Genomic DNA, 16,275 nt, shown 5'->3' on the forward strand with positions numbered 1-16,275 from the left:
GCCCGGAATACGGCGACGGGGAGGGCGACGGGGGCGGGGCGGGGGAGCGGAAGGGCATCGGCGGCTCACCCCTCCCCGCCGGGCAGCCAGCGCACCTCGGCGACGGAGACGACCGCCGTTCCCTCGGTGTAGAGCATGAACGGGACGTCGACATGGCGCAGATCCATGCCCAGCTCCGCCAACGCGGCCAGGGGGACGGCCAGTTCGTGCCACCGGCCCGGTGCGAGGCCCGCCAGCCGCTCCGTCAGGTCCAGGCCCGGCTGGGCCGGGTAGTCGTCGTGGCAGGCCAGCAGGAGCGGCCGGGAGGGCGGTTCGCCGATCCGGACGCGGAAGGCCAGCCGCCCGCCGGCCTCCGCATAGCCGCGCAGGTCCAGCGGCTGCGCGTCCGGCTCCGGCCGCTCGGCGTAGACGAAGGCGACCGGATAGCCCTTGAAGGCGAAGGTGAGGGTGCCCGGGGGATCGTCCGGGCCGCCCGGTTCGGAGCGGACGATCAGGCAGTCCACCGGCTCCTCCGGTGAGACGTCCACCCGCGACCAGGTGTTGTGGCCGCCGATCCGGAAGCGGTAGCCGGAGCCCGCGCCCAGCACCGGCAGCGGCCCGGCCGCCGGGGGCGGGGGAGTGGTGTCCTCGAAGGTGTCGAGCGGCAGCGGGTGGCGGTGCGGGTCCGTGTCGTCCAGCGACAGGCCGTAGCCGTACGGGAAGAGCGGGGCGTGCTCGCCCGCCGGCTCCTGCTCCTCCGGCGGGACCCGGTAGCCGGGGATGTGCGGCGGGATCCGGTTGGCGGCCGACGCGCGGCGGCTGCCCGGCCAGGTGAAGCCGAGCCGGCCGCGGAAGTCGTGGGCCCGCTCCCCGTCCGGGCCGGCGAAGAGGACGTCCGTGATGCCCCCGGCCTCGGTGCCGGGCAGCCAGGCGACCGCGAAGGCGTCGGAGAGGTTGATCTCCTCGGTGGTGTAGAGGGGGCGGCCGGTGAGCATCACCGTCACCACCCGCAGCCCCGCCGCCCGCAGCCGCCGCAGGGTCTCCAGATCGCGGGCGTAGGACGCCTTGAGCTCGGAGTAGGCCAGCGAGCGCCACGGCTTGACGGTGCCGCGCATCTCCGCGTACGAGTCCTCGCCAATGACGACCAGCGCCACGTCGTACGCCGTCGGGTCCACCGTGCCCGGGAACGGGTCCACGGTGCAGCGCTCCTCGCCGGTGATCCGCCGCACGGCCCCCGCGACCGTCATGGCGCCCGGCAGGTCCGGCAGTTCGACGTCATTGCCCTGCCAGGTGAGGGTCCAGCCGCCGGTCTGCTTCTGGATGGCGTCCGCGCCGCTTCCCGCCACCAGCACCCGGGAGGAGCGCGGCAGCGGCAGCACCCCTCCGGTGTGCTTGAGGAGGACGACCGACTTGCGCACCGCCTCCCGCGCCAGCGCCCGGTGCTCCGCGCAGCCCAGGACGGCGGTGTCGTGCGTCAGGGCCCGCTCGCGGGGGCGCGGGCGGTCCCACAGGCCGGCGCGCATCTTCACCCGCAGCACCCGCGTCACCGCGTCGTCGATCCGGGAGGCCGGGATCTCCCCGTCGCGGAGCCCGGCGAGGGCGTTGCGGTACACCGACTGCCACGCCTCCCGCCCGGCGACCATCAGGACGTCCAGCCCGGCGTTGAGCGCGTAGTTGGCGTTGCCGACGGAGCAGCCGGAGACCTCCGCGTGGGCGTCCCAGTCGCTGATGACGATGCCGTCGAAGCCCATCGCGCGCTTGAGCACATCGGTGAGCAGATAGCGGCTGCCGTGCACCTTGGCGTTGTACGGCGGGCCGTGGTGCGGGGAGTGGTCGTAGTTGGCCGGGTTCTCCCAGCTGCTGAAGGAGGCCATCACCGACTGGGCGCCCGCGGCCAGCCCGGCGACGAAACCGGCGGCGTGCAGGTTGCGCACCAGGTCCTCGGAGGTGAAGCAGGTGCCGCGGTCGCCGCCCTCGGCGGTGCCGCCGTCGGCCACCCAGTGCTTGACGCAGGAGATCACCCGCGCCGCGGCGGTCAGGCCGTCCGGGCCGCCGCCGCCCTGGAGGCCGGCCACCATCTCGCCCGCGTAGGCGTGCACCAGCTCCGGGTCCTCGGACCAGCCCTCGTAGTAGCGGCCCCAGCGGCGGTCGCGCGGGACGGTGACGGTGGGCGCGAACGTCCAGTCCATCCCCGTCGCGGCGATCTCGCGGGCCGTGGCTGCGCCGATCCGGCGCAGCAGCTCCGGGTCGCGGGCGGCGCCCAGGCCGATGTTGTGCGGGAAAATCGTCGCGCCGTACACGTTGTTGTGGCCGTGCACCGCGTCGGTGGCCCACATGAACGGGACCCGGAACGGCCGGTCCGCGTAGGCCGCCTCGGCGGCCTCCCAGTAGAGGTCGACCGTCTTCACCCAGTCCGCCGGATCGGCGTGCCGGTTGCCGCCCGGCCAGATCCCCGCACCGTTGAGCGCCGAGCCGATCCGGTACGCGCGGACGTCCTCGGGCGTCAGCTCGGCCAGCTCGGGCTGGATCAGCTGCCCGATCTTCTCCTCGGGCGTCATCCGCGCCAGGATCGAGCGGACGCGCTCCTCGACGGCCGGGTCGGCCGGCACGGCGGACTCGACGCGCGGCCACGCGGGCCAGTGGGCGAAGGGTGGCACCGATCCTCCTCGGGTGTGGACGGCGACTGCGGGGGCGGCTGCGGGCGGGGACGGGGCGGGAACGGGACGGGGCGGGGACCGGCCGTCGGGCCGGCACCGCCGTCAGGCCGGCACCCAGAACTGCTCGACCTCCCGGGCGCGGACGCGGGCGGCGAAGACGTCCGGCACGACCGGCCGGTCCTGGGCGGGGCAGTAGAGCGTCACCTGGGTGCGGTGCTCGGCCAGCGCGGCCCGCTTGGTGTCCAGGTGTTCGCGGATGTCGAGGGAGAGCAGCCGCTCGCCGCCCTCGGGGACGGTGCGGTCCGGTTCGCTGCGGTTGGTGAAGCCGAACTCGGCCTCCGTCTGCTCGTCCCAGACCACGAACTTCCGCAGCCGGGGCGTGAGTCCGAGCTCACGGAGGCAGTCGAGGACCACCTCGCCCGTCAGCCGGTGGTCGGCGTTCAGTTCCCGGATCTCGTGCGGCAGGAAGACCTCCTCGACCTCCGGGTGGGCCTCCAGCACCGCGCGGACGCGGGCCCGGAACTCCGGCAGCGCCTCGGCGAGCGCGGTGTCGGTGAAGCCGAGGAACTGCACCCCGTCCGGTCCCAGGCCCAGCGCCCGGGCCGCCGCCTCCGCCTCCTTCTGCCGGATGCCGGCCAGCTCCTCCGGGGTGGGGTCGCTGTCGATGCCCAGCACGGCCTGGTGGGAGCGGGAGCCGTCGGTGGAGAAGACGATCTGCACTCGGGCGCCCTCGGCGGCACGGCGGGCGAGGGTGCCGCCGCAGGCGATCACCTCGTCGTCCTGGTGCGGGGAGAAGACCAGCACCTGGCGGGGCGGCCCGTCCGGGCCGTCGGCGAGCGCGCGTTCGGCGGCGAGGTGCTCCGCGCATCCGGGCAGCCCTCGCTCGCGGATGATGTCGTTGATGGCGAAGAAGTGGTGGCCGTCGACGAGCGAGGTGACGGGTGTGCCGTACTTGGAGGCGAAGTAGCGGTAGTTGGCCGCGACCGATCGCATGTTCTCGGTGTAGCTCTTGCTGTGCGGCACGTGCACGGCACAGGCGTCGCGGTTCATGACAAAGACGGCGCCGTCGCGGTGCAGCCGGTAGGAGAGGTCGACGTCCTCGGCGCCCCAGGCGCGGTACGCGTCGTCGAAGAGGCCGACGGAGCGCAGCTGTTCGGTACGGGCGGAGACGTTGCAGGTCCACCAGACCAGCCAGGGCGCGGGGAGGGAGGCGAAGTCCTCGCCGTACTTCTCGTAGAACTCCTCGCGGATGTCCAGCCAGCGTTCCTCGCGCCGCAGCCCCGCCATGAAGGAGTCCGGGTCCGCGTAGTCGATGGCGCGTTCGATCTCGGCGCCGTCCTCGTTGTCCTCGTTGAAGCAGAAGACGTAGCCGCAGACGGCGACGGGCCGCTCGGAGGCGGCGTGGCAGTCCAGATGGGCGCGGAGCGCGCCGCTGTGCAGCAGCACGCCGGAGTCGACGAGGACGCAGATGCCGCCCCGGGCGTTCGTGATCCCGGTGTTGCGGGCGCGGGCGACGCGGTAGCCCTCGTCGGGGTGGGCGAAGTAGCGCAGGGCCAGGCGGTCCTCGTACTCCGTCACCAGCCGCGCGGTGTCGTCCGTGGAGCCGTCGTCGACGACCAGCACCTCGAACCGCCCGGCCGGCAGGGTCTGCCGGGTGAGCGAGTCCAGGGTGTGCCGCAGCAGGCCCGCGCGGTTGTAGGTGGGGACGACGACGCTGACGTCCGGTCCGGGAGTGCTACTCATCGGTTCCTCCGGTGACGAGCAGAAGGGCGGCCACCGCGCTCAGCACGGCGCAGGCCCAGAACACATGGGTGAAGCCGAGCCACTGGGCGACGGCGCCGGCGGTCATCCCGCCGAGGAAACTGCCCGCCTTGAAGGAGGCCCCGTAGAGGGCCGAGGCGGCGCCGATCCGGTCGGACATGGCGTTCTGCAGGATGATCACGGGGATGCTGAGCACGATCGCCGTCCACAGCGCGTTGGGCACCTGGAGCAGCAGCAGTGCCACCGGCGACTCGGTGAACGGCAGCGCGGCGAAGAATAGCGTGGCGCAGACGGCCGCGACGGTCACCAGACGCCATTTGCCGATACGTTCGGCCTTCGCCCCGGTGTAGATCATCAGGGGGATCTCCAGGGCGGCGGCCAGCCCGAGCAGCAACCCGGCGAAGCCCTTGCCCAGCCCCAGGTCCTTGGTGACGAACAGGGCGATGTTGATCTGGTAGATGCTGTTGACGGTCAGCATCAGCACGATGACGGCCATCAGGGACCGCACGCGCGGGGTGAGACCGGAGAAGGCGTTCCGGGGCGGGGCGGGTGCCGCGGGTGCCGCGGTCTTCTCGGGCGCCGACTTCTCCGGGCCGGCCGCGGCCTCCCCGGGCGCCTCCTCCGGCAGGCCCTCCGCCGCACCGTCCGCCGCATCCGCCCGGGCGGGCCGGGTCCTCCCCGTGTCCGGCAGGGCCAGCGCGCACAGCGCCGCCGACAGCAGATAGAACACGGCCGCCGCGAAGAACAGGCTGGAGAAGCCGCGGGAGGAGATCAGATAGAAACCGAACGGCGGGCCGACGATCCAGGCCACCGAGGTCACCGAGCGCAGCGCCGAGTTGAAGAACGCGGCGTCCGTGCCCCGGCTGTCCGCGAACTCGCGTGTATAGGCGAAGAGTTGCGAGAAGACGGCGCCGCCGATGCCGAAGAAGAGGGCGCCCGTCACCAGCAGCGCGTAGTAGTCGCGCAGCAGCAGATAGCCGACCGCGCCGGCGGCCGAGCAGGCCGCGCACAGCGCGAGCAGGGAGCGCCGGCTCGACATCCGGTCGGACAGCGCCCCGACGACCAGGTCGGAGAGGATCTCGGAGGCCGCCCTCGCGGCGAAGAACAGCCCGATCATCAGCGGCGAGACCCGCACCGCGTCGGACAGGAAGAGGCTGGTGGAGGTGACGACCATGGCCCCGGCGACACCGACCATGCCGGTGACGCCGATCAGGCTGTTGAGCGCGCCGTCCTTGAGGACGCCGGCGACGCGCGTCTTGGCGGTGGCGGTGGTGGTGTTCACACTTCTCCCTGGCGCGGAGCGGGTACGGGGCCGGGCTGCGGGACGCCTCGGGGCATCACCCGGGCACGGCCGTCGGCAGCCGCGAGCCGCGCCGCTGCCGGTAGGGCAGCCAGGGCGGGAGTTCCCGGCCGTCGGGGACGAGCAGCGCGGCCTCGTAGTCCGCCCGGCCGATCTCCCCGGCGGCCAGCAGGCCGTCCCGGTCGGCGAGGGGCAGGGAGGCGAGGACGCGGTGCCGGAGATGGTCCAGGTCGAACAGTCCGTCGTAGGTGGCGGGGCGCGGCAGGGCCGGGCCCTCCGGGCGGAGCCGCGACGGCGCCACGGTGCCGGACACCAGCCGCCAGTAGGCGGCGAAGGAGGTGCGCGGATCGGGGAGGGTGCCGGCGGCGAGCCCGATGCGGATGGTCTCCAGCCAGCAGTCGAGGTAACGGCGGCCGGCCGGCCGGCCCAGGTGCCGCTCGCACCAGGCGGCCGTCGCCCCCTCTTCCGGCAGCGTCGCCCGCCCCGCGAACACGGCCAGGGCCCAGGCGGCGATGGTCTCGAAGTAGGGGCAGGCGGTGCCGAACCCCTCGGTGTCCACCGGGGTGTTGATGACGGCGAGGGTCGGATCGTGCCGGAAGAAGTGGTGCTCGTAGAGGTCCTCGCGGCGGAAGCCCTCGATGAAGCCGTAGTCCGGCATCCCATAGCCCAGGCACAGAACCACGTCGTCGTACGAGCGTTCGCTGCCGTCGGCCAGCACCGCGGTGCCGTCGGGCGCGAACCGCTCGAACGCCGGGCGGACCGTGATCCGGCCCCGGTAGACCCGGGGGATCGCCTTCTCGTTCACGTGGACGGCGCCGTGGAAGCCGTCCGCCGGCAGCAGGCCCGTCCGCCGGTACATCGCCATGTACTCGGGCAGCAGTTCGCCCAGCCAGGCGAGATAGTCCCGGTAGGGCATCTCCTCCAGCGCCACCCGGCCGGCGTACGAGAAGAGCGCGTCGTTGTAGACGCCCGCGCAGTCGCGCGGCAGGAACAGGGCGCGCCCGCGCACCGACCAGTCCACCCGGGCGCTGGTGTCCGACAGCTCGGCGGCGATGTCCGCGCCGCTCACCCCGCCGCCGGCCACCAGCACCCGGCGGCCGGCGAAGTCCGCCGGGCCCCGGTAGGACTTGGCCGTCCACACCCGGACCGGGGCGGCGGGGCCCGGCAGGTGCTCCGGCAGCCGGGGCTCCCACAGCTCACCGCTCGCGACCATCACCGCGTCGAAGACCCCGGTGCTCTCGCCCCCCTCGTGCCGGGCGGTGACCCGCCATCCGTCCGCCTCCCGCGCCACCCGGACCACCCGGTGGCCGAAGCGGCAGACCGGCAGCACCCCGAACGCCTCGGCGTATGAGCGCAGATAGGCGTGCACCTGCGGCAGCGTGGGGAAGTCGTCCACGCCCCGGGGCGGGAAGTCGGAGAACGGGAAGCTCATCCGCGAGCTCTGCATCCGCACCCCGGGGTAGGCGCCGCCGGAGGCCGGGTCCCAGATCCCGCCGAGATCGGCGTTCTTCTCGTAGAGCACCACGTCATGGCCCTCGGCCAGCGCCTGCTTGGCGCTGGTGAGACCGGCCGGCCCCGCTCCGATGACTGCGATCCGCGAGCGACTCCTGGCGCGGGGGAGCGACGCGGAACGGGGCGGGGCCGGCCGGGGTTCGGGTAAGGGCGACATGGCGTGGGGGTCTCCGGTGTGCCGTCAGATGAAGGGGTCGAAGTCGTCGGCGGGCTCGGGCGGTTCGCGGTGCCGCAACCCGCCGATCTCGACGTTCACGGGGTGCCGCGCGCAGTGGAACCGGCAGTCCTCGCGGGGGTCGATGGCCGTGGTGTCGGCCCGGGCCCACATCTCCTCGAAGGACATCTCCGCGATGTCGCCCAGCTTCCCCTTCTCGTGGCCCCGGTGGTACGGGCAGATGTAGACGCCGGTGGGGGTGACCGTGGTGCGCAGCTCGGCGACCGGGCAGGCCGCGTACTCCTTCGTCTGCACCGGATCCGAACCGGACCGGACGGCCAGCCAGTTGGAGGACCGGAGCAGCCGGAACGACTCGTCCTCCAGCTTGCGCAGCCGGCTCCACTGCTCCTCGACCAGCTCCGTGTGCTCGGCGGCCTGGTTGACGGTGAAGTGGTCGGCGTCGAGCATCGCCTTCAGCTCGAAGTAGTCGCAGCCGATGTCCTTGGCGAGTTCCCCCGCCTGCTGCACCTCGGGGTAGTTGGTGGCCGTGAGCCGGCCCTCGCCGTCGAACCGCTGCATCAGCAGGAACGAGTAGCCGAGCCGCCCGGCCTTGCGCTCGGCCAGCCGCCGCATGTCCGCGATGATCTGCGGAAACACGCTGGACTTGCGGCGGCTGGGCCGGAAGACGTCGTACGTCCCGGGGGTGGCCGCGTCCAGGGAGACGCGGACCCAGGAGAGCATGGACGCCAGCTCGTCGAGATAGCGGCCGATCAGGGTGCCGTTGGTGACCAGCCCGATGCGGATGCCCGCGCCGTGCAGCACCTCGATGACGGTCCCGATGGAGCGGTGCATCAGCGGCTCGCCGCCGCCGATCAGGATCACCGCCCGCACTCCCGAACCGGCCAGCTCGTGCGCCAGGTCGGTGATCCGGTCCCGGGAGAACTGCCCCTGGTTGAGCACCCCCGAGCTGATGCACTCGGGGCAGGCGAGATCGCACAGGGTCGTCGGGTCCAGATCGACGACCAGCGGCCACTTCAGCCGCCGTCCCTGCGCGACCTCGCGCACCGCCGGCAGTACCGAGCGCTGGTACAGCTTGCCGACGAGGTCGAGCTTCCGCCCCACGTCGGCCGCGCCCAGCTCTCCCGGTAACTCCGGTTGTTCGTCCGCTCCGTACACGAGTCCCCCGTTCACTTGCCGTTCGCTGTGCCGTGCCGGCGATGTGCTGCCGGTGTGTCAGCCGTTCCCGCCGTCGGAGAGGCCGTTGCGCAGGGCCACCCCGCCGTACCACAAGGCGCTGTCCTTGGGGGTGCGCAGCTGGCTGTCGAAGTCGACGTGGACGATGCCGAAGCGCTTGGCGTAGCCCTCGGCCCACTCGAAGTTGTCGAGCAGCGACCAGAGGAAGTAGCCGCGCACGTCCACACCGTTCGCGATGGCCTCGTGCGTGGCCCGCAGATGCGCGTCCACATAGGCGATCCGGTCCCCGTCGTGGACCTTGCCGTCGGGTGTGATCGGATCGTCGTAGGCGGCACCGTTCTCGGTGATCATGATCTTGATGCCGGGGTAGTCGCTGTTGATCCGCTCCAGCATGGTGCGGAGCCCCTGGGCGTCGATCTCCCAGCCGATGTCCGTCAGCGGCCGGCCGCAGGAAAGGAACCGTACGTCCTCCGCGCCGGGCCAGCAGGAGCCGGGGCCCTCGGCGGGCTCGCCGCCCCCCGCCACGTGGTACGAGGTGTAGTAGTTGACGCCGAGGAAGTCGATCGGCGCCCCGATCAGGGCCTCGTCGCCGTCCAGGATGTGCTCCGTGCCGCAGACCCGCTCCAGGTGCGCGCGGATGTCGGCCGGGTAGCCGCCCTGCATGACCGGGTCGAGGAAGAGGCGGTTCTGCAGGATGTCGATGCGGTGGGCCGCGTCCAGGTCAGCCGGGGCGTCCGAGGCGGACGACACCGGATAGAAGTTGAGCGTGGTGCCGATCTCCACCGGTCCGGGCGCCGCGGCGCGCAGCGCCGGCACGGCCAGCCCGTGGGCGAGCAGCAGGTGGTGGGCGGCGCGCAGGGAGGCCGGCGGGTCCTGGACGCCCGGGGCGTGCTTGCCCTCCCCGTACCCGAGGAAGGCAGCGCACCAGGGCTCGTTGAGCGTGGTCCACAGCTTGACGCGGTCGCCGAGCGCCTCGCGCATGATCCCGGCGTACTCGGCGAACCGGTAGGCCGTGTCCCGGTTCAGCCAGCCGCCCTTGTCCTCCAGGGCCTGCGGGAGGTCCCAGTGGTAGAGGGTGACCGCCGGCTCGATGCCGCGCTCCAGGAGCGAGTCCACCAGGCGCTGGTAGAAGTCGAGCCCCCGGGCGTTCGCCGGGCCGGAGCCGTCCGCCTGGATGCGGGGCCACGAAACCGAGAACCGGTAGGCACCCAGCCCGAGTTCGGACATGAGGGCGACGTCCTCGGGGTAGCGATGATAGTGGTCCGCGGCCACGTCGCCGGTGTCACCGGCGACGACCCGTCCGGGAGTATGCGCGAAGGTGTCCCAGATGGACTGTCCGCGGCCGTCCGCGTCCGCGGCGCCCTCGATCTGGTAGGCGGAAGTGGCCACACCCCAGAGGAAGCCGGTCGGGAAGGCGGCGACCCGAGGCTCTGCCTCCGGTGCCACAGCGGTCTGTTCATCCTGCATTGTCACGTCCGGACCTCGTCATCAACAACTGTCGAATACGGCTCGCAGCGCACCTGCGAAGCGAGTGGGAGCGCTCCCAAATCGGGGTGGAATGCGACCACCAGGTCAACCGGGGTCACAGCGGGCGGGTGGTGACGGAAAAACCACTGGGAGCGCTCCCATAAATGTGGCGGAGCCGACAGCCGGTGTCAAGATTTCAACGCGCTCCGCTCTACCGCGCCGGGGGCGTGCGGACGCAACCCGCACCGCCGGTCGCACGCCGGTGACCTGGCCTTTTCCCCGCCCGCCGGTGTGTGCGGGCCATAATCCACCGGAAAGAAAACCCCAGCCGCCGCTGCCCGCCACACCCGGCGCCGCCGTATCTCCGGCCCCGCCCGGCCCAGAAGTGCCCGGTGCTCCGGCGGCGGGCGCGGTGCTTCTCCGGCCATGGGCGTCCCGGTCATTGCATTCAACAAATGAATCACCGCTTCCGGCCCCCAACCACTGGCTTTGCCAACGGTTTTCCCCGCGCCGGGGGTGGCGCCGGGCCGGGGGTGGCGCCGGGCCGCGGGGCGCGCCGGGCCGGGGGCTCCGGCGCTCCGTGCGGCGCCGGGACCGGCTGGGCCGCCCCCGGCGCGCGGCGCGCCCGCGCGCACGCGCCCCTGCGCCCGCGCCCCGCGCGCCCGGAGGCCATGAGGCGGCGAGGCGACGAGGCGGTGAGGCGGTGAGGCGGTGAGGCAGTGAGGCGGTTACGCCGAGGCCCGGTGCACCAGCCGCGTCCCCAGCACCACATGGCGCTTCGCCGTCGTCCGCGAGCCGATCTCCTCCACCAGCACCCGTGCCATCGCCCGCCCCATCTCCTCGATCGGCTGCCGCACCGTCGTCAGCGGCGGATCCGTGTGGCGGGCGATCGCCGAGTCGTCGAACCCCACCAGGGCGACGTCCTCCGGCACCCGGCGCCCGGCCGCCCGCAGGGCGCCCAGCGCGCCGGCGGCCATCACGTCGGAGGCCGCGAACACGGCGTCCAGCCGCGGTTCCCGCTCCAGCAGTTCGGCCATCGCCCGGCGCCCCCCGCTCTCGGTGAAGTCGGACTCCGCCACCAGGTGCCGGCCGTCCCCCACCCCCGCGGCCTCCAGCGCCTGGCGGTACCCGTCCAGCCGGCACTGGGCCACGTACATGTCGAGCGCGCCCGTGATGGTGGCGATCCGCCGCCGTCCGCCGGCCAGCAGATGCGCGACGGCGGACCGCGCGCCGCCCACGTTGTCGGAGTCCACGTACGACACCGACTCCAGATCGGAACGCCGCCCGCTGAGCACGGCCGGCAGCCCCAGGTCCTCCAGCAGGTCCGGCAGCGGATCGTGCTCGTGCACCGAGACGACGAGCACGCCGTCCACCCGCGCCGCCCGCAGATACTGTGCGAACCGCTGCCGCTCCTTCGTCGTGCGGATCAGCGTCAGCAGCAACTGCATGTCGGTCTCGGCGAGTTCCGCTCCGACTCCCCGCACGATGTCCGAGAAGTACGGTTCGGCGAAGAGCTTGGTCTCCGCCTCCGGGACGACCAGGGCGATCGCGTCGGTCCGGTGCCCCGCGAGGGCCCGTGCCGCCCGGTTCGGTACGTAGCCGAGCTCGGCCACGGCCTGTTCGACCGCGGCTTTGGTCTGGTCGCTGACCCGCAGCGAGCCGTTGATCACCCGGGACACCGTCCCCCGGCCGACCCCCGCTCGCGCGGCCACTTCCTCCAGTGTCGGTTGCCGGCTCCGCCGTCCGTTCACCGCCATCAGGTCTCCCCACCGTCGGCCCCGTCCGGGCCGCCCCGATGGGTTCCGCGGGGAGCCCGGCCGTGCCGGTTCGGGCCGTCTCCGGCCACTCGTTCGGACCGGCGCCCGGCCCGATCCCGCCCCATTTTTGGGAGCGCTCCCATGCTATCCGAGCCGCTGAAGTGAACACGCGTCGCCCCAGACCCTCCCGTCACACGGGCCGGGCCCGGCCCGCGATACGGCGGGGGAGCGGCCCGCCGGTGTACGGTGCCGTGTCCCCGGGCCGCCGGGGGCGGGGGCGGCCGGTTCGTCCCCTGCCGGTGGCGGCCGGGGGTGCCGCCACGGCGCCATGGGCCGGCCCCGCCCGCTGTCCGTCCCGGCTCCTGCCCGCTGCCCGCCCCGGCGTCCGGCCGGGCCCCGGAGCGGCGGGCCGGGCGCCCCGTCCCGGGTAACGAACCGCGAACACGTGCGCGCCGCGGCATCCGCCCCCGGCCTCCGCGCCGCCGTGCCCTCCCTTCGGGAAGTGATGGGCCCTCATCGGGCAATCCCGCCGGTCCGTGCGGTGGTTGACGTGGTGTCGCGGCCCGGCCACCCCTTCCGGCCTGCCCCGACGTGCATCCTGTCGCAGCTCCGGGTGGCCGTTAGGACACATGCGCGCAACGAAACCGTATTCACGTCTTGACACTTTCCCCTTGAGGCGAAAACCTTCGGGCATGGCGCGAGTGGGAGCGCTCCCACCCCTCGCCAGGCGGAGTCGGGCCTTCCGGGGGGAGGCCTGCACTCAACAGCGTCCAGCACGACGAGGCCGCCGGTCCGAGGGGACCCGGACCGGCCGGTCAAGCCCCCTCGAGGTCCGAACCGGCCGGCGCCCCGCGGCACAGCGCCGCAGCCGCCCCCGGAACGGACCGTCCCGTGGCACCAGCCCAGAGATCCACCTGGACAAGGAGAGTGGAATGCGCACTTCCAGCAGGACCCGCGGCCGTAGCCGCAGAACCGCGACAGCGGCGGTGGCCGGGCTCGCGACCTGCGCAGTCTTGATCACCGGATGCAGCAGCGACTCCGAGGGCGGGGCCGGCAGCGACGGCAAGATCGAGCTGCGCGTCGGCACCTTCGGATCGTTCGGCTACGACAACAAGACGGGCGCCAAGCTCTACGCCGAGTACGAGAAGCTGAATCCGAACATCAAGATCGTCGAGAACAACGTGTCCGACGGTCAGAAGTACTGGGACACCCTGAAGCTCCGGCTCTCCCAGGGCAGCGGTCTCTCCGACATCCAGGCGATCGAGGTGGGCTACATCGCCGAGGCGACGAGCCCGGCCATGGCCAGCAAGTTCGTCGACCTCTCCTCCGCCGAGGGCGTCTCCACCGCCGACTTCCTGGACTGGAAGATCAAGCAGGCGACCACGCCCGACAACAAGGTCGTCGGCCTCGGCACGGACATCGGCCCGATGGCGATCTGCTACCGCAAGGACCTCTTCGAGAAGGCCGGTCTGCCGACCGACCGTGAAGAGGTCGGCAAGCTGTGGGAGGGCGACTGGGGCAAGTTCATCGAGCAGGGCAAGGAATACCAGGCCAACGCGCCCAAGGGCACGGCCTTCCACGACTCCGCCAGCGGCCTCTTCAACGCCGTGATCTCCAGCTCGCCGGAGCAGTACTCCAACTCCCGCGGCCAGCTCGACTGGGAGAACAGCTCCGGGGTCAAGCAGGCCTGGGACCTGGCCGTCGAGGCGGCGGAGGCGGACCTCACCGCCGAGCTGCGCCAGTTCGACGAGAAGGGCAGCTGGAACGCGGCGTTCAAGAACTCCAAGTTCGCCACGGTGGTCTGCCCGAGCTGGATGACCAACATCATCAAGGACCAGGCGGGCCCCGAGAACCAGGGCAAGTGGGACATCGCCGCTCCGCCGGTGGCCGCCAACTGGGGCGGTTCCTTCCTGTCCGTGCCGAAGGCCGGCAAGAACACCAAGGAGGCCGCCAAGCTCGCCGCCTGGCTGACCGCCCCGGAGCAGCAGGCCAAGGTCTTCGCCAAGGCCGGTCTGATGCCGTCCACCACCAAGGCCATGCAGTCGGAAGAGGTGAAGACGGCCAAGATCGACTACTTCGGTGACACCCCGGTCGGCGAGATCTACTCCGCCGCCGCCCAGAAGATCGAGCCGGCGCCCATCGGCCGCTACGACGGCCAGGTGAAGACCTTCCTCACCGACAACGGCATCCTCGACATCGAGCAGCGCGGGACGGACCCGGACGAAGCCTGGAAGAACGTGAAGAACCTGATCGAGGACAAGATCGATCAGTAACGGGACGGCGGGCCGCCCGCCCGGCATCGCGCCGGCGGGCGGCCCGTACGCCTGAGTCACCGTCAGAACCGATCCCCGTGGAAGGACGCCACTCGTGGCTACCTCCGTACGGGCGGCCGCGGACGGCAGTCCGCCTCCCGCGCCGCCCGCCCCCCGACCGGCACGGCGCCGCAAGGCCCCCAGCGCCTGGCGCAGCAAGCTGTACCGGCTGGACGTGAAGGCGACCCCCTACACGTTCATCGCCCCGTTCTTTCTCACCTTCGCCGCCTTCGGGCTCTTCCCGCTGATCTACACCGGCTGGCTCTCCCTGCACCGGGTGGAGCTCGGCGGGGACGCGGAGTGGCGCGGCCTGGAGAACTACACCGGGCTCGCCGACAGCGACTTCTTCTGGAACGCGCTGGCCAACACCTTCACCATCGGCGTCATCTCCACCGTGCCGCAGCTGCTGATGGCGCTCGGTCTGGCGCATCTGCTCAACTACAAGCTCCGCGGCCGCGGTTTCTACCGGGTCGCGATCCTCGCGCCGTACGCCACCTCGATCGCCGCCGCGACGCTCGTCTTCGCGCAGCTGTTCAACACCGACTACGGCATGATCAACGGCTTCCTCGGCCTCTTCGGGGTCGACCCGGTCAACTGGGAGACCGAGAAGTGGCCGGCGCAGATCGCCATCTCCACCATCGTCACCTGGCGCTGGACCGGCTACAACGCCCTGATCTACCTGGCCGCGATGCAGGCTGTGCCGAACGACCTCTACGAGGCCGCGGCGCTCGACGGCGCCTCCCGCTGGCGGCAGTTCATCAGCGTCACCATCCCGTCGATCCGGCCGACGATCCTCTTCACCATCGTCGTCTCGACGATCGGCGCCACCCAGCTCTTCGGTGAACCGCTGATCTTCGGCGGCAGTCTCGGCATCGGCGGCGGCAGCGCCAACCAGTACCAGACGCTGAGCCTGCTGATGTACGAGAAGGGCTGGGTCACCGGCTCCCTCGGCCAGGCCTCGGCCATCGCCTGGGTGATGCTGCTGCTCCTGCTGTTCGTCGGCGGGGCGCAGGCCCTCATCTCCCGCAGGAACCGCAAGAAGACGGGGGCCCCCTCATGACCCACGCCCTGACCAAGGTCCCGCCGGCCCCGGCCGGCCGCCGGAGGGCGCAGACCCTGCGCCGCGGGGGGAAGGCGGGCCGGGCAGGCGGCCACAACCACGCCGGTCCGGTCACCTACATCGTGCTCGCGCTGGCGGCGTTCTTCTCGCTGTTCCCGCTGTACTGGAACGTCGTCGCCGCCTCGCACACCGGCGAGCGCGTCGTCCAGGCGCCGTCGCCGCTCCTGCCGGGCGACCAGCTCTTCACCAATCTGGAGATCGCCTGGAACCAGGTCCACATGGGCCAGGCGCTGATCAACACCACCATCGTGGCGGGCACGGTGGCGATGAGCACGGTGCTCTTCGCCACCCTGGCCGGATTCGCCTTCGCCAAGCTGCAGTTCCGCGGCCGCAACATCCTGCTGGCGGTCGTCATCGCGACGATGACCGTGCCGCCGCAGCTCAGTGTGATCCCGCTCTACCAGATCATCACCGAGCTGGGCTGGGTCGACCAGCTGCAGTCGGTCATCCTGCCCACCCTGGTGGCCGCGTTCGGCGTCTTCTTCATGCGCCAGTTCCTGCTGGAGGCGCTGCCGGTGGAGCTCGTCGAGGCGGCCCGGATGGACGGCGCGAACAGCATGCGCATCATCTGGCACGTGGTGTTCCCCGTCGCCCGGCCGGCGATGGCGGTCCTGGGGATGCTCATCTTCGTCCAGTCGTGGAACGACTTCTTCTGGCCGTTCATCGCGCTGACCCCGGACGGGAACCCGACGCTGCAGGTGGCCCTCGCGGGTCTCGGCGCCGGCAACCACACCGTCAACCACGCGGTCGTCCTGACCGGTGCGCTGATCGCGACGATTCCGCTGCTGGCGGTCTTCGCCCTGCTGGGCAAGCACGTGGTCGGCGGCATCACCGCGGGAGCCGTCAAGAGCTGACCCGCGCCGGCCCGCAGACCGGAGCGCCGGAGCCCCCGCGGAGCGACCAACCGCGGTGGCTCCGGCGCTGACGCGGTGACGAGGACCGCGCCGCGACGGCGCCCGGCGGCGGGCTCCGCCCCGGCGGTGGTGGTCCGGACCACCGCACGCACCACGGGCGCCACTAGCACCACCGGCACCACCAGTACCACCGGCACTGCACGTGCCA

Annotated in this window: 10 protein-coding genes; 3 read left to right on the forward strand and 7 right to left on the reverse strand. The window is 72.2% G+C overall.

The genetic code is table 11. The annotated features are described in order from the left end of the window. Positions 1 to 65 precede the first annotated feature (65 nt). The 7 genes from LIX60_RS28935 to LIX60_RS28965 form a co-directional block, all read right to left on the reverse strand. Positions 66 to 2,636: a glycoside hydrolase family 3 protein gene (locus tag LIX60_RS28935; protein ID WP_227962099.1), complete on the reverse strand. Its 2,571-nt coding sequence runs from the start codon at positions 2,634 to 2,636 to the stop codon at positions 66 to 68. Positions 2,637 to 2,738: 102 nt separating this feature from the next. Next, on the reverse strand, positions 2,739 to 4,379 hold the full coding sequence (locus LIX60_RS28940) for a PIG-L family deacetylase (RefSeq protein WP_227962102.1): 1,641 nt from the start codon (positions 4,377 to 4,379) through the stop codon (positions 2,739 to 2,741). Continuing rightward, the gene (locus LIX60_RS28945) at positions 4,372 to 5,679 is read right to left on the reverse strand and encodes an MFS transporter (protein ID WP_227962104.1); all 1,308 of its coding nucleotides are present in this window, start codon (positions 5,677 to 5,679) and stop codon (positions 4,372 to 4,374) included. The genes LIX60_RS28940 and LIX60_RS28945 overlap by 8 nt, the downstream gene beginning before the upstream one ends. Positions 5,680 to 5,734: 55 nt before the next feature. Continuing rightward, entirely contained in the window at positions 5,735 to 7,366 is a 1,632-nt protein-coding gene (locus tag LIX60_RS28950; RefSeq protein WP_227962107.1) for an NAD(P)/FAD-dependent oxidoreductase, read from the reverse strand. A gap of 24 nt (positions 7,367 to 7,390) precedes the next feature. After that, positions 7,391 to 8,554: a radical SAM protein gene (locus tag LIX60_RS28955; protein WP_227962109.1), complete on the reverse strand. Its 1,164-nt coding sequence runs from the start codon at positions 8,552 to 8,554 to the stop codon at positions 7,391 to 7,393. A 42-nt stretch (positions 8,555 to 8,596) separates the two neighbouring features. Next, positions 8,597 to 10,024, reverse strand: a complete 1,428-nt coding sequence (locus LIX60_RS28960) for a GH1 family beta-glucosidase (protein WP_227962111.1) — start codon at positions 10,022 to 10,024, stop codon at positions 8,597 to 8,599. Positions 10,025 to 10,752: 728 nt separating this feature from the next. Beyond that, positions 10,753 to 11,781 carry a LacI family DNA-binding transcriptional regulator gene (locus LIX60_RS28965; RefSeq protein ID WP_227962113.1) on the reverse strand — a complete coding sequence of 343 codons (1,029 nt, stop codon included), beginning with the start codon at positions 11,779 to 11,781 and terminating at the stop codon, positions 10,753 to 10,755. A 932-nt stretch (positions 11,782 to 12,713) separates the two neighbouring features. Here LIX60_RS28965 and LIX60_RS28970 point away from each other — a divergent pair. The 3 genes from LIX60_RS28970 (at position 12,714) to LIX60_RS28980 (ending at position 16,067) form a co-directional block, all read left to right on the forward strand. Then, positions 12,714 to 14,054 (forward strand): ABC transporter substrate-binding protein, encoded by a 1,341-nt coding sequence (locus tag LIX60_RS28970; RefSeq protein ID WP_227962115.1) that lies wholly within the window; start codon positions 12,714 to 12,716, stop codon positions 14,052 to 14,054. A gap of 94 nt (positions 14,055 to 14,148) precedes the next feature. Next, positions 14,149 to 15,153: a carbohydrate ABC transporter permease gene (locus tag LIX60_RS28975; protein WP_227962117.1), complete on the forward strand. Its 1,005-nt coding sequence runs from the start codon at positions 14,149 to 14,151 to the stop codon at positions 15,151 to 15,153. Beyond that, positions 15,150 to 16,067 carry a carbohydrate ABC transporter permease gene (locus LIX60_RS28980; RefSeq protein ID WP_227962119.1) on the forward strand — a complete coding sequence of 306 codons (918 nt, stop codon included), beginning with the start codon at positions 15,150 to 15,152 and terminating at the stop codon, positions 16,065 to 16,067. Before LIX60_RS28975 ends, LIX60_RS28980 begins: the two co-directional genes overlap by 4 nt. Positions 16,068 to 16,275 lie beyond the last annotated feature (208 nt).

It is taken from the genome of Streptomyces sp. S07_1.15, from assembly GCF_020739505.1.
Classification (GTDB): Bacteria; Actinomycetota; Actinomycetes; order Streptomycetales; family Streptomycetaceae; genus Streptomyces; species Streptomyces xinghaiensis.

Excerpts from the sequence above, each read along its gene's own strand:
- LIX60_RS28940 (WP_227962102.1), bottom strand. The coding sequence starts at position 4,379 with ATGAGTAGCACTCCCGGACCGGACGTCAGCGTCGTCGTCCCCACCTAC.
- LIX60_RS28950 (WP_227962107.1), bottom strand. The coding sequence starts at position 7,366 with ATGTCGCCCTTACCCGAACCCCGGCCGGCCCCGCCCCGTTCCGCGTCG.
- LIX60_RS28960 (WP_227962111.1), bottom strand. The coding sequence starts at position 10,024 with ATGCAGGATGAACAGACCGCTGTGGCACCGGAGGCAGAGCCTCGGGTC.
- LIX60_RS28965 (WP_227962113.1), bottom strand. The coding sequence starts at position 11,781 with ATGGCGGTGAACGGACGGCGGAGCCGGCAACCGACACTGGAGGAAGTG.
- LIX60_RS28970 (WP_227962115.1), top strand. The coding sequence starts at position 12,714 with ATGCGCACTTCCAGCAGGACCCGCGGCCGTAGCCGCAGAACCGCGACA.
- LIX60_RS28980 (WP_227962119.1), top strand. The coding sequence starts at position 15,150 with ATGACCCACGCCCTGACCAAGGTCCCGCCGGCCCCGGCCGGCCGCCGG.